Source organism: Paraburkholderia youngii, assembly GCF_013366925.1.
GTDB lineage: Bacteria > Pseudomonadota > Gammaproteobacteria > Burkholderiales > Burkholderiaceae > Paraburkholderia > Paraburkholderia youngii.
Window position 1 is genome coordinate 2,513,861 of the sequence record NZ_JAALDK010000001.1, and the last position, 13,142, is coordinate 2,527,002.

At 62.4% G+C, this 13,142-nt stretch carries 13 protein-coding genes; 6 read left to right on the forward strand and 7 right to left on the reverse strand.

Annotation, left to right across the window (positions count from 1 at the left end):
- Positions 1-190 precede the first annotated feature (190 nt).
- Together G5S42_RS11705 and G5S42_RS11710 are read left to right on the forward strand one after the other, a co-directional pair.
- Entirely contained in the window at positions 191-961 is a 771-nt protein-coding gene (locus G5S42_RS11705) for a tetratricopeptide repeat protein (protein ID WP_176106882.1), read from the forward strand.
- Positions 962-981: 20 nt separating this feature from the next.
- Positions 982-1,680 carry a hypothetical protein gene (locus tag G5S42_RS11710; RefSeq protein WP_176106883.1) on the forward strand — a complete coding sequence of 233 codons (699 nt, stop codon included), beginning with the start codon at positions 982-984 and terminating at the stop codon, positions 1,678-1,680.
- Between the two features lie 383 nt (positions 1,681-2,063).
- On the opposite strand, the gene G5S42_RS44265 is transcribed toward G5S42_RS11710, so the two are convergent.
- Positions 2,064-2,306: a hypothetical protein gene (locus G5S42_RS44265; RefSeq protein WP_246391957.1), complete on the reverse strand. Its 243-nt coding sequence runs from the start codon at positions 2,304-2,306 to the stop codon at positions 2,064-2,066.
- A 22-nt stretch (positions 2,307-2,328) separates the two neighbouring features.
- Between G5S42_RS44265 and G5S42_RS11715 the strand changes: the two genes are divergently transcribed.
- Positions 2,329-4,107, forward strand: coding sequence for an arabinofuranosidase catalytic domain-containing protein (locus G5S42_RS11715; RefSeq protein WP_312883558.1), 1,779 nt, complete (start codon positions 2,329-2,331; stop codon positions 4,105-4,107).
- A gap of 267 nt (positions 4,108-4,374) precedes the next feature.
- Entirely contained in the window at positions 4,375-4,764 is a 390-nt protein-coding gene (locus G5S42_RS11720) for a YunG family protein (protein ID WP_176106885.1), read from the forward strand.
- A gap of 62 nt (positions 4,765-4,826) precedes the next feature.
- Here G5S42_RS11720 and G5S42_RS11725 read toward each other — a convergent pair whose 3' ends face one another.
- Positions 4,827-6,182, reverse strand: a complete 1,356-nt coding sequence (locus G5S42_RS11725) for an MFS transporter (RefSeq protein WP_176106886.1) — start codon at positions 6,180-6,182, stop codon at positions 4,827-4,829.
- A gap of 267 nt (positions 6,183-6,449) precedes the next feature.
- Here G5S42_RS11725 and G5S42_RS11730 point away from each other — a divergent pair, with 267 nt between their 5' ends.
- Positions 6,450-7,553, forward strand: coding sequence for an extracellular catalytic domain type 2 short-chain-length polyhydroxyalkanoate depolymerase (locus G5S42_RS11730; RefSeq protein WP_312883559.1), 1,104 nt, complete (start codon positions 6,450-6,452; stop codon positions 7,551-7,553).
- A gap of 27 nt (positions 7,554-7,580) precedes the next feature.
- Here G5S42_RS11730 and eutA read toward each other — a convergent pair whose 3' ends face one another.
- From eutA to ehuA, 5 genes are all read right to left on the reverse strand, one after another.
- Positions 7,581-8,354, reverse strand: coding sequence for an ectoine utilization protein EutA (gene eutA / locus G5S42_RS11735; RefSeq protein ID WP_176106887.1), 774 nt, complete (start codon positions 8,352-8,354; stop codon positions 7,581-7,583).
- 3 nt (positions 8,355-8,357) lie between these two features.
- The gene (ehuD, locus tag G5S42_RS11740; RefSeq protein WP_176106888.1) at positions 8,358-9,017 is read right to left on the reverse strand and encodes an ectoine/hydroxyectoine ABC transporter permease subunit EhuD; all 660 of its coding nucleotides are present in this window, start codon (positions 9,015-9,017) and stop codon (positions 8,358-8,360) included.
- A gap of 4 nt (positions 9,018-9,021) precedes the next feature.
- Entirely contained in the window at positions 9,022-9,681 is a 660-nt protein-coding gene (ehuC, locus tag G5S42_RS11745) for an ectoine/hydroxyectoine ABC transporter permease subunit EhuC (protein ID WP_176106889.1), read from the reverse strand.
- Between the two features lie 74 nt (positions 9,682-9,755).
- Positions 9,756-10,598 (reverse strand): ectoine/hydroxyectoine ABC transporter substrate-binding protein EhuB, encoded by an 843-nt coding sequence (ehuB, locus tag G5S42_RS11750; RefSeq protein ID WP_176106890.1) that lies wholly within the window; start codon positions 10,596-10,598, stop codon positions 9,756-9,758.
- Positions 10,599-10,680: 82 nt separating this feature from the next.
- Positions 10,681-11,583: an ectoine/hydroxyectoine ABC transporter ATP-binding protein EhuA gene (gene ehuA / locus G5S42_RS11755; protein WP_281374989.1), complete on the reverse strand. Its 903-nt coding sequence runs from the start codon at positions 11,581-11,583 to the stop codon at positions 10,681-10,683.
- A gap of 332 nt (positions 11,584-11,915) precedes the next feature.
- Between ehuA and doeA the strand changes: the two genes are divergently transcribed.
- Positions 11,916-13,136, forward strand: coding sequence for an ectoine hydrolase DoeA (gene doeA, locus G5S42_RS11760; protein WP_176106892.1), 1,221 nt, complete (start codon positions 11,916-11,918; stop codon positions 13,134-13,136).
- The last annotated feature ends 6 nt before the right edge of the window (positions 13,137-13,142 follow it).

Sequence of the window (13,142 nt, forward strand, 5' to 3'; positions counted from 1 at the left end):
GTGCACTGAGCGCGAGGGCGGCCGCCGCACCCCGGCATGGACAAGCACCGACGCAGCCCGCTCGTGCTACTGTTTGGCGGCAAGACCTGGGACTCGTTGACGCTCGGCGAACTGAAGGTGCCGCGCATCCGCTACCATTCCGAGCGCTACGGTTTCGTCGCTTTTCCTCATGCTCGAAGGTTGAATCGATATGCCCTACTTCTTTGGAATTGGTCTTCACGTTTTCATTGCGATCTTCTTCGCCATCCACGCGATGCGCAATAACCAGGGCATCTACTGGCTATTCATTCTGTTTGCCTTTCCGCTCCTCGGCAGCGTCGTGTACTTCTTCGCGATCTATCTGCCGGGTCTGCGCCATACGCGCGGCGCGCGAGTGGCCACGCAGGCGATCACGCAATTCGTCGATCCGAATCGCGCGCTGCGTGAAGCGCGCGCCGCTTTCGAGCGCGCGCCGACCGTGCAGCATCGGATGCGGCTCGGCGAGGCCTTGCTCGCGGCCGGCAATCCGCGCGAAGCACTCGAACATTTCCAGGCCGCGGCGAATGGTCCCTTTGCAAACGATCCCGCGCTACTGCTAGGTCTTGCGCGCTCACAGTTCGCGCTCGGCAACTACACGGCCGCCGATACGACGTTGGCAAATCTGTTCTCGGTCAATCCGCACGCGCGCAATCAGGGCGAGCCGGCGCTGCTGTACGCGCGCACGCTGGCCGCGCTGAGCGCGCCCGGTGCGCGCGCCGCATTCGAACACTCGCTGACCTGCGCAACCGACGTCGCGGCGCGCTGCCTGTTCGCCGACTGGCTCGCCGCGCAACCGGAAGACGCGGACCGCCGCCGCGCCGGTGCCCTCTACGCGGAAATCGTGCAGGACGCCAAACATTGGCCGCGTCACGCGCGCGAACACAATCGCGAGTGGCTGCAGCGGGCGCAGGCCGCGTTGGCGGCCGGTGCGGCTCGAACCTGAGCATGCCGAGGAGAACATCGATGCGACGCGCAACCCGGTGTTTCGCTTTGGCGCTGTATGCCGCAATGGCAGCGATGGCTTTCGGTAGCGGCGGCGCCTCGACTTCCGCGCAGGCCGCTGGCACGGAGAGGCCGTTCAAATGGCCCGCCTCGTTCGTCGTGCTCGGCGATGGCTATCCGCACTCGGGCGATGTCTGCCGGCGGCTCGGCGAGTCGGCCGCGACCGCGAACTATCTGGACCATATGGCGATGCTGGTCGGTTGCCCAGGTCCTCGCGACAGCGCCGCCGTGCGTGCGATCGTCGAGCACCAGCGGCGCGCGCGCGTGGTCGGCGAAGCGGATGGCGTGACGCTGATTTCCATTTCGACGGAAGGCGCTCAGACTAGTTCGCAGAATGGTCACGCGCCCGGAAACGAATCGCCGATCAGCGCGAGCGGCACACTGCCATGCGAGCGGGGCAACGGACAGACCAGAACGATGTGCAAGTTCGGCGTCGTGCATCACAGCGATCGATCGACAACGGTCGTGGTGTATTGGCCGGACGGCACGACGCGAGCGATTTTCTTCGCCGTCAACGGCCGTGTGATGGGCACCGCTGCGTCCGTGAACGATCAGCCGACGCCCGGCGACACGCTGACGCGCAAACACGCCGGCATCAATCTGATTTCGGTCGGCAACGAACGCTATGAAATCGAGGACACGATTCTGTCCGGTGGTTGAATTGCGTTGAAGTACATCGGCGCAAGCCATGTGCGGTTGAAGCTCTGATTCGCCGCGCGTCACTTTCATTTCTATTCCCCTCGCTTCACGGCGTCGCGCTGATTCGCCACGGCGCTCGCAATCACGTCATCGCGGCAGCATGCCGTGGGTGTCGCACCGGCCAAAATATTAGTAATAATTCCGTAAAGCCCCGCATGTATGCGGAATGCGTACTCCACATCCAGCTTTGACTCCTTCATTCTCCTAAGGCCCGCATGCGGGATTACCCCATGCCGGCAAATCGATATTGTTGACTAATATTATTACCTGCCGGCGTTAGCCGCCAGCCCCAGCGGCCGTCTTGCGGAGCAACCAACAATAGGTATTTCCAATCGATCAGCGGTTCAACAGGAGGAGGTCATGATGTCCAGAAGAATAAGATTAGTGGCGGTCTGGCTGGCGATGGTCGTCGGACTCGCCGCGTGTAATGGCGACAATAGCGGCGTATCGACATCGCCGGTGGCGAACGCGGCCACCTCGAACGCCGCGGTATCCAGCAACGCATCGCAATCGAATTCGAACGCATCGGCGAACAACAACTCGACGACTCCGCCGCTGCCCTGCGACGCCGCCGCAACCGCCAACACGCCCTGCTCCGCCGCGCACAGCGTGACCCGGCTGCTGACGAAGAACTACACGGGCCCGCTGTTCCAGATTCAACGCGCGTCCGACAACACGACGCTCGACGTCTATCCGTACACCAACAGCACGCTGAAGGGCGGCGACCGCTCGCTGGTCGGCTCGGCGAATGTGCAGAGCGCGCAATCCTTCTGCGACAACACGACCTGTTCGGTTACCTACATCTACGACCAGATCGATCTGGTCGCGCCGCTGAAGAACGGCGCGTTCGGTAATGTCCCCGCGACGCTGACGCTGAACCAGGACGGCACCGAATCGCTAAGCGTCAAGAACGGCAGCAAAACGACCACGGTTCCGGTGCTCAACGGCTTCGCGACGATCACGCTGCCCGGCACCTCCGGCACCCTGACCGTGCAGCTGCTTCAGCCGCCGACCGCGTTGACCGCACAGACGCCGACGCAGCAACTGACGATCGGCAACGACTTGCCAGCGCTGCCCGGCACACCGGCCAAGCTCGGATTCGTCACGACGAACGGTGTCCAGATTGCGGCTCTCGGCACGCTCGCCGGGCAGGCCTACCGCAAACGCTTCGGGACGGTGAACCAGTCGATCGGCGATAGCGAAATCGCCGAGTACATGGTCGCTGGCGCGCACTACAGCCAATCGTCGACCTGCTGCGGCACCTACGGCAACATGGAAAGCAGCGCGAATCCGAGCACCTATGCGCACGGCGAAATCGAAGGCGAAATGTTCGCGCTCGCGTTCTCGAACGGCAACGCGGCCGTATTCGGCTATTGCGACGGCGACTCGATTCAGCCGTCGAACGTGAAGGACCCGGTGTGCAATGCACTCGATACGAACTGGCCGGGTGTGGATGCCGAAGCCGGCGTCTATCTGTACGGCCCGCAGCAGCCGGCGGAAGAGAAGTTCGTCACGGTGCTGTCGAAGTACTCGCCGGTCAACGCGCTGAATCTATTCGCGGTCAAAGGCGGTTCCGCTTCGCAAAGCGTGTTGACAGCGCTGTACGATCAGGCGCCGCCTGAAGCGCTGATCTTCGGCAACGATGCCGGTCACGCATTCAACGGCCAATGGCAAGGCGGTCTGTCGCTCGGCGAAGGCGGCGACGGCAGCGCCGCGCCGATCCAGTTCTTCGAAGGCGCGATCATCACCAAGGCGACGTCCGATACGACCGACAACGCGATCCAGTCGAGCATCGCAAGCTTCTACGGACCGCCGGCCGACGCGGCCGCGTCGGCCTGCTACGCGAACAACCTGATCAATTCGCCGCGTAGTCTCGCGACGCCGGATGCGTGGTTCCAGTCGAACGGCGGCACTGCCGTGCCCGCCACCGACATCTCCGGCGTCAATCTTGGCGCCGCGACGGTCACGAGCACGAATGGTTCGTCCGTGTCGAACATCCACGAAGTGATCCGGGTACAGGGCGGCCAGTCGTACACGTTCACCGACTATGTGCTCGCCACCACCAACGCAACAGTATTCCCCGGCGGCTCGATCCAGACCGACGACCCGAGCGGCACCGAGTTCGGCTGGGTGCTGAACACGAACACCGGCGCGATCGTGCGCGGCACGTGGGGCGCGGGACAAGCGACGGCGCTGAGCGCGGTGAAAGCCGGCAACTGGTGGAAAGTGACGATGACGCTGACCGCACCGGCGGGATCGAACAACGCGCAGGTGTTCATCGATCCGCCGACGTCGAACAGTGCAGGCGTGCGTTCGCAGCAGGCCGCGTATTTGAGCGCGACACATTACTGCCCGAGCCTCGCGATTCTGAGCGGCACGAAGTCGTAATCACGATCAGCGCCACGCAGTTATCGATGATTCGTTGACGCGTCACGCGATCGAAGGCACACTCGCTCACTATGCAAGCCCTCACGACCCACTCGATCGCAAAGCATCATCATGCGCATACCCGCGTGGGACTGCCTGTGGGGACTCGCATACGCATACGCCGCTAGACATCGTTCGCAGCGGCATGCGCCAGAAAGCCCCGCCGGCAACGACGGGGCTTTTTGTTTTCCACGACCTTATCCGCTCATCGAACGAAGGATTGCCGCCATGACGCAGGAAGCACAGACGCCAGCCGTTTCGAAGACCTTTGCGACGCCCATCGATCTTTACCGCGCCCTTGCACGTGTGTGGGCCGGCGATACGTCGAGCCCGACCCACGCGTGGTTGTCGACGAATCCGGCGCAGAATCATTGCAGCGTGACGTCTCTGATCGTGCAGGACTGCTTCGGTGGCGAGATTCTGACGACGCGTACGTCCGGCGGCACGCACTTCTACAACCTGATCGACGGCAAGAGATGGGATCTGACCGTCAGCCAGTTTGCCGAGCCGATTCCATTCGACGATACGCGTTCGAGTCGTGAGGCGGCGTTCGCGGATACGTCGCGGGAGAAATATGAACTGCTGAAGTCGAGGCTCGCGGAAAGCCAGCTGAAATAAACACTCAATCGAACACGCGCGGCCGAACGGCATCGATATGCGGTCGGCCACGCCATGTCACCTCAACCAACCACTTCCTGCTTCCCCGGAATGCCTTGCCCGCGCAACGAACACCCGCGCGTTTCAGGCACGAAGACCAGCGCAATCGCACCAACGACGCACGCCGCCATCATGTAGTAAGCGGGCACCAGCGCATTGCCCGTATGCGCGACCAGCCATTCGTTCGCCATCGGCGCCGTGCCGCCGAAAATCGACGTCGACAAGTTATACGCAATCGCCATCCCCGCGTAACGGACCTGGGTCGGGAACATCGCGGGGAACATCGCCGAGATGCTGGCCAATTGCGGCACGTACAAAAGCCCGAGCACCGCAAAGCCGATGAACGCACCGGTCACGCTGAGCTTCATCAGCAGGAACATCGGAATCGCCGCGACGAACAGGCCAACCAGCGAAAACCACCACACGTTCTTGCGTCCGACGCGATCCGAGAACGTGCCCGCAAACGGCAGGAACACCATCATCGCGAGCATGCCGATCAGCGGCACGAGCAGGGACATGTTGTCGCTCATGCCAAGCTGCTTCTGCATGAAGGTCGGCATATAGGCGAGCAGCACGTAGTTGACGACATTCAAAGCAACCACGAGTCCGCCGAGCTGGATCAGCGGTCGCCAATAGTCGCTCAGCAATGCCTTCAGCGTGACGCAGCTATGCTGCTCCTTATGCATCGTTTCTTCGAGCTCGCGAAAGACCGGCGTGTCTTCGAGCTTGGAGCGCAGATAGAATCCGATCAGGCCGAGCGGCGCCGCAATCAGAAACGGCAAACGCCATCCCCATGCATGCATCGCCGTGTTGCCGAGCGCGACCGAGCAGCCGAGCATCAGAAACGCGCCGAGCGAGAAGCCCGACAGCGTCGCGAATTCGAGGAAGCTGCCGCAAAAGCCGCGCTTCTTGTCGGGCGCGTATTCGGCCATGAAAGTCGCCGCGCCGCCATATTCGCCACCCGTCGAAAAGCCCTGGATCATTCGCAGCACGACGAGGATCGTCGGCGCCCACCAGCCAATGCTTGCGTAAGTCGGCACGAGTCCGACCAGCAGCGTTGCGACCGACATCAGGATGATCGTCAAAGCGAGCACGTGCTTGCGGCCGAGTCGATCGCCGAGCGGCCCCCAGAACAGGCCGCCTAACGGACGCACGAGAAACGAAATGGCGAACGTCGCGAGTGCGAATAACGTAGCCTGTGAAGTGCTGCCGGGGAACAACGCGGCCGAAATGTAACTGAGGCCATAGGCGTAGATACCGTAGTCGAACCACTCGGTTGCATTGCCGAGCGCCGATGCGGCGATCGCGCGTCGCAGCAAGCTGCGCGCTTGCGCTTGCGGTTGCGCGCTCTGCGCGGTCCATGAATGTGCGTAATGCATGTCTCCTCCTGGGATGTCTCTATGCGACACAGGCAACGTCGCCCGAATCCACGATACCGGCGGCACGCTTCCGCAACGATGTTCTAGGACGATGCAGGCATCGGGGTTTTCCATAAAGCCCGCCCTGGATGCGGTAATCCGTACGCGTGCGTGGGCGATACGTCGTGCGCGATCGGGAAAAACAACACGATTCGGGTGCAATGCACGCTTTAAAATTTCAAGCCGTCGTTCGTTCTACCGATAAGCATTCGAGTGCGAGGCCAACCGGTGAAAGCAGCGCTCTGCATATGTATCACCGCTTTGTCGATGCCATCGGCAGGGTGTTACGCCGAATCGGCCAGCTATCCGCCATTGCCGGCGCTCAACATCGATATCTCGCAGACCTCCGTCTCCGGCCTCTCGGCGGGAGGGTTCATGGCGGTGCAACTGGCGGTCGCGTACTCGTCGATCATCAAGGGCGTGGGCGTCGTTGCGGCCGGTCCGTACTATTGCTCGCGAAACAGCCTTCTGATCGCCACCACCCGGTGCTCATGCACCATCCGACCGGCGAGCGCCTGCCGGGTCTCGCCTGACAGCACCAATGTGCCACGGCTCGTCTCGATGGCCAAAACGTTTTCGGCCAGTCGCCTGATCGACGATGTCGCCAGCATCATGGGCCAACGAATCGTCACGATATCGGGAGCGAAAGATGCGACCGTGCCTGCGCCCATCGTCGCCCAGTTGCAGGCGTTCTATGCGGCACTCGGCGTGCCGGCACAGAACATGACTCAAATCGGCATTGCCGATGCGGGCCACACGATGCCCACCATCGACTATGGCGTGGCCTGCGCAAAAAGCGAATCGCCTTTCATCGGCAAGTGCGATGTCGATGGCGCGAAGCAGATACTGGGCTGGATCTACGGACCTGCTCCGCTCGCGCCGCCTGCCGCGGCAACGCCATCGGGACGCTTCATCCGCTTCGATCAGAGCCGTTATCTACCGGCCAGCCAGCCAGCGAGCATTTTGCGCAGGACGGGCATGGACGCCACCGGATGGCTGTATGTACCGAGCACATGCAATGCCGGAGCACCGTGCCGGCTGCAAGTTGCGCTGCATGGCTGCCGGCAGGGGCAGGCGTATGTCCCGCTCGGCTCACCGACCGGGCTCTCCTACGGAACCACGTTCGTCCGGCACGCCGGCTATACGCAGTGGGCGGACAACAACCGGATCGTCGTGCTGTATCCGCAGGCGGTATCGATTCCAATAACCAACCCGAACGGATGCTGGGACTGGTGGGGATATACCGGCCGACATTTCGCCGATCAGCAAGGCGTTCAGATGCGCGCGATCCGCAACATGATCGAACGATTAACGTCGGGCGCAAGCCACTGAGTGGCTGAAAGCCCAACGTCATTCGTATCAGCGCATCAGCAACGGCAGCGTCATCAAACGCCCCTGCTCCGGCCTCGCGTCGTTCTCGCCGCACAGCCGCAAACACATCCATGCGGTCGCGAGATTGCTGCTGACCACCGGCTTGGCCGTAGCCTCTTCGATTCGCGCGATGATCCGCGCGGCTCGCACAGCGGTGCATGAGATAAACAACGCGTCGGAGTCCCGCGCCGTCGCTTCGCGCGCAAAGGCGACGATATCGTCGTGCGAAATCCGTGCCATCTCCCGGTCGTCGGTCAAACCGACGCAAGAGAAGCGATCGATCGCGAAGCCTTGTGCGGCAAAGTACTCCGCCATTGGCCCACTCGTTTCGGCGGTGTACGGCGTCAGCACGCTGATACGCCGCGCGCCGAGCGTGTCGAGCGCAGTGACCGCGGCATTCGTTGGAGTGACCACTCGGGCGGATGGCTTCGCTGCATGAATTGCGCGCTCGATCTGCGCATCACCGATCATCACGGATGCCGACGTGCACGAATACATCACGACGTCGAGCGTTTCGTCGGGCAGGATCAGCGCCGCGGCCGCGGTCAGTGACGGTTGCATCGCGCGCAGATTGTCGGGCGTGACCGGGTTCGCATACGGCACGCGATTCACGTAGATGCCGATCCGCTCGCTCGCAACGAGTGCCGCGAAATCCGGCTCGCTGGTGTGATCGGTCGCGAGAATCACGAGGCCGATACGTTTTTCGAAAGCGCGTTCGATCAAATTCGGCGCGCGCTCGAACTGCCGAATAGTTATTTGCATCGTTCAATGTCCCGGAGCCGGAAAACGCTTTTCAAGGAGGCGCACACAGGCCACCGCGATCAGGCTGATGATCAGGAACAGCACGCCGACCAGCGTCATCGGCTCCAGATAGCGGTAATCCGTATTCGCGATGATCTTCGCCTGATTCATCAATTCGAGGACCGTGATCGCCGACAGCAACGGCGTTTCCTTGAACATCGAGATCAGGTAATTGGCGAGCGCCGGCACCATCGGCGGCACCGCTTCGGGCAGGATCACGTGCTGCCAGGTTTGCGCGGGGCTCAGATTGCAGGCCTTCGCGGCCTCCCATTGCCCGCGCGGAATGCTTTCGATGCCGGCACGATAGACCTCGGCCGCATATGTCGCGTAATGCACGCCGATTGCGAGCACACCGGCCGCGAGGGCCGGCATCCGGATGCCGATGTCGGGCAGCACGTAGAACACGAAATACAGCTGCACCAGCAGCGGCGTGCCGCGAATAAAGCTCGCAATCGCCGATGTGCCGCGCGACACCACGCGATTCGGTGCGAGCCGCAAGATGGCTATCACCATGCCGACCACGGCGGCCACTACCGCGCCCAGCAAGGTAGCCAGCACGGTGATCTCCAACCCTTGCAGCAGCAGCGGCAGAATCTCGCGCACGAAGCTCCAGTCCCATTCCATACGTCTATCTCCTGATGCGGTCGAGACCGAAACTCATCCGGCTTTCCAGCTTGCGCATACCGAACGAGATCAGACAGGCCATGCCGAAGTACAGCGCGAGAATCGTCGCGAACGGGATCAACGTATTGCCGGTTTGCGAGCGCACCACTTGCGCCTGGAAGGTCATGTCGCCGAGCGAAATCAGCGACACGACGGCCGTGCCCTTCAGCAGCTCGATCGCGTTGTTGCCGAAGGTGGGCAGCATCAGCGGCAAGGCCTGTGGCAGGATCACGTGCCGCATGCGCTGATAGCGGGAAAGATTCAACGCAATGCAGGCGCTGCGCTGCTCGTGGCCGATCGCGGCGACCGCGCCGCGCACCAATTCGGCGCCGTACGCGCCGACGTTAAGCCCAAGCGCGAGCACGCCGGCCTGCAGCGGCGTCAGCGTGAGGCCGGCCATCGGCAACACGAAGTACGCCCAGAACAGCTGCACGAAGATCGACGTGCCGCGAAAGAACTCGATATACGACGTGGCCAACGCGCGCACCACGAAGAAGCGCGACAGACGCCCGAGCCCCGCGACGAACGCCATGACGAGCGCGAGTACCGCGCCCATCAGCGTCAGTTCGACGGTTGTCCGCGCCCCCTGCAAAATCAGCTCCAAATAACCGGACCAGTGGTTCATCGACGCACCTCGCGCACAATGTATCGGGGGCCATGCGCGCGACCGTGCCGCGCGCATGGCGTGCTATCGCGGCCTCAGTTCTTCGCCGTGCACAGTTGTTCGCGGCTCGCCGACATCGCCGCCTTCGCCGAGAAGCCATAGGGCTCGACGATCTTCGCGAACTCGCCGGAATCCTTCATCTTCTTCAGCTCGACATCGAACGCATCGCGCAGCGCGGTGTCCTGCTTGCGGAACGCGACGCCGTCGCATTGCACCGGCGTGTTCTGCACCGGCGCGATCGAATCGAGGTTCGGGTCCTTCGCCTTTGAAAGCAGATCGGTGATCGAAAGAAGCGGCAACGCGAATGCGTCGATGCGGCCGTCCTGCAACATCTTCAGACCGCTTTGCCCGTCCGGCACGATGATCACGCGATCGGTCGGAATATTCGCGGCGGTCGCGAGCTTCTGCTCGGTCGTGCCGCCTTCCACACCGATCACAGCTTTCGGATCTTTCGCGATTTCCTCGTAGGTCTTGATGCTCTTCGTATTGCCTTTCTTGACCGCGAACGCTTCGACCGCGCACAGCACCGGCTGCGAATAGGCGACAGCCGCGCAACGCTGCGGCGTCATGAACAGCCCCGCCGCAATCGCGTCATGCCGCCCGGCCGCGAGGCCCGGAATCATCGCGCCATACTCGGAGACCGACGCGACGACGTCGTTGACGCCCAGCTTCTTGAACCCCGCGCGCGCGACATCGGGCGCCGCGCCCGTCACTTTGCCGTCCGCGCCGACTGCGGTGAACGGCGGTTCGTTCGCGATCGCGATGCGCGCGAAACCTTGCTGGCGCAGCTGCGTGAGCTTGTCGTCGGCGGCATATGCGAGGCTCGCGAGCGTCAGCAGAGACAACCCTCCCGCAATCAGAATCCCCTTCAGCTTCATGATCTCTGGCTCCTTTGGCGTAGTGGTATGACGTAGTAGTGGGTGATGTGCAGCATGGAAAAACAATCTGTTGCGGCTCGGCTCAGATTCGATGCCCCGCGGCGAGGATCTTGCGCAGGAAGGTCTGGGTCCGCTCATGCACGGGATGAGTGAAGATGTCCTCGGGCTTGCCTTCCTCGACGATCCTGCCGCGATCGAAGAACAGCACGCGGTCGGCGAAATCGTGCGCGAAGCCCATTTCGTGCGTGACGAGCAGCATCGTCATATCGGTTTCGCGCGCGAGCCGCTGCATCACGTTCAGGACTTCCTCGACGAGTTCGGGGTCGAGCGCGGACGTCACTTCGTCGAACAGCATGATTCGCGGCGCGAGTGCGAGCGCCCGCGCGATCGCCACGCGCTGCTTCTGGCCGCCCGACAGTTGCGCGGGACGGCTTTTCGCCTTGTCGGCCATGCCGACCATGTCGAGCAGCTCTAGCGCGCGTTTCTCCGCCGACTCGCGGCTCTCGCCCTTCGTCAGCATTGGGGCGAGCGTCACGTTGTCGAGCACGCTCTTGTGCGGAAACAGATTGAAGTGCTGAAACACCATGCCGATCTTCTCGCGCATCTTCTGCAGATGCCTTTCGTTCGCGGGCACCATCTGGCCGCCGCGCGGCATATGAAACAGTTGTTCGCCGTCCACCTCGATATGGCCGCCATCGATCGTCTCGAGCGTCATCAGGATGCGCAGGATCGTCGTCTTGCCCGATCCCGACGGACCGATCAGCGCCAGTTTCTCGCCGGGCATCACGTCGAGCGATAGTTCGTCGAGCACGGTCAGCGCGCCATATCGTTTCGTGATCCGGTCGAGTCGGATCAATGGCTTATTCGCGGGGCTTTGGTCACGGCGCGCCTGAGTGCCTGCGGGCGTGGCCGTGCGTTCGGAGGAAAGACTTGCCGGGGCGATGCCTGAAGCGCTCAGTAGATCGGTAACTCGCGCAGTGTTCATATCGATTCGATCCCGTTCGTCGTACGTGATTTGACTCAATGGAATGCGGCTGCGGCGCCGGAAATGCCAGTGATGCGGACCAGAATACGCAGCCATATTTGCAAACCGGATTGCTCTAGAACAATTCTTTTTTTCCGCGCGGCCAAAGGCGGGCGAAGGGTGCACCGCAACAAGACCGCAGCATGCGTTGATAACGTCACTGACATTGAACTAGCACATTCGGAGGCGTTTTTTCGCGGCATTAGACTGCGGCGAGAAATACCCGTGGCGCCGCATTCACGTGCACCGTGCGCCACCTCCCGCAACGACGTCACGCTCAGAGAGAGGGGAAGATGTCAGATACGACGCAACAGGAATCGCGAATTGAGGTGCCCGTCGTGCGCCTGCCGTTCGAACGCGACGAATATGCCGCGCGTCTTGCCAAGACGCGCAAGGCCATGCAGGCGGCCGGCATCGAGCTATTGATCGTGTCGGACCCGACCAATATGGCCTGGCTCACCGGCTATGACGGCTGGTCGTTTTACGTGCATCAGTGCGTGCTGCTCGCGCTCGATGGCGAGCCGGTCTGGTTCGGCCGCGGTCAGGACGCGAATGGTGCAAAGCGCACCGTCTTCATGCAGCACGATCAGATCGTCGGCTATCCGGACCACTACGTGCAATCCACCGCGCGGCATCCGATGGACTATCTCGCGCGCGAGGTGATCGCGGCGCGCGGCTGGGCCAACGCGAAGATCGGCGTCGAAATGGACAACTACTATTTCAGCGCCGCCGCTTATCGCTCGCTCGTCGCGCATCTGCCGGACGCTAAATGGCAGGACGCGACCGGCCTCGTCAACTGGCAACGCGCGGTCAAATCGCTACGCGAGATCGAGTACATGCGCGTGGCCGCGCGCATCGTCGAGAAGATGCACGCGCATATCCTCGAGCGAATCGAGCCGGGCATGCGCAAGAATGACCTCGTCGCGGAGATCTACTCGGCAGGCATTACCGGCATCGACGGTCATGGCGGCGACTATCCGGCGATCGTGCCGCTACTGCCGACCGGCGCCGACGCGGCCGCGCCGCATCTGACCTGGGACGACACGCCGTTCGCGAAGGACGCCGGCACGTTCTTCGAAATCGCCGGCTGCTTCAAGCGCTATCACTGCCCGCAGTCGCGCACCGTGTATCTGGGCAAGCCGCCGAAGCATTTCATCGAGGGCGAGCGCGCGGTGGTCGAAGGAATCGAGGCCGGTCTTGCCGCGGCGAAACCGGGCAATACCTGCGAGGACATCGCTAATGCGTTTTTCGCGGTGCTGCACAAATACGGCATCGAGAAGAACAGCCGTTGCGGCTATCCGATCGGCGCGAGCTATCCGCCGGACTGGGGCGAGCGCACGATGAGCCTGCGTCCTGGGGACAAGACCGTCCTCGAACCCGGCATGACGTTCCACTTCATGCCGGGCCTGTGGCTCGACGACTGGGGCCTCGAAATCACCGAGAGCATCCTGATCACCAGGACCGGTGTCGAGACCTTCTGCCGCACGCCACGCAAGCTGTTCGTCAAACCGTAAGCGCAC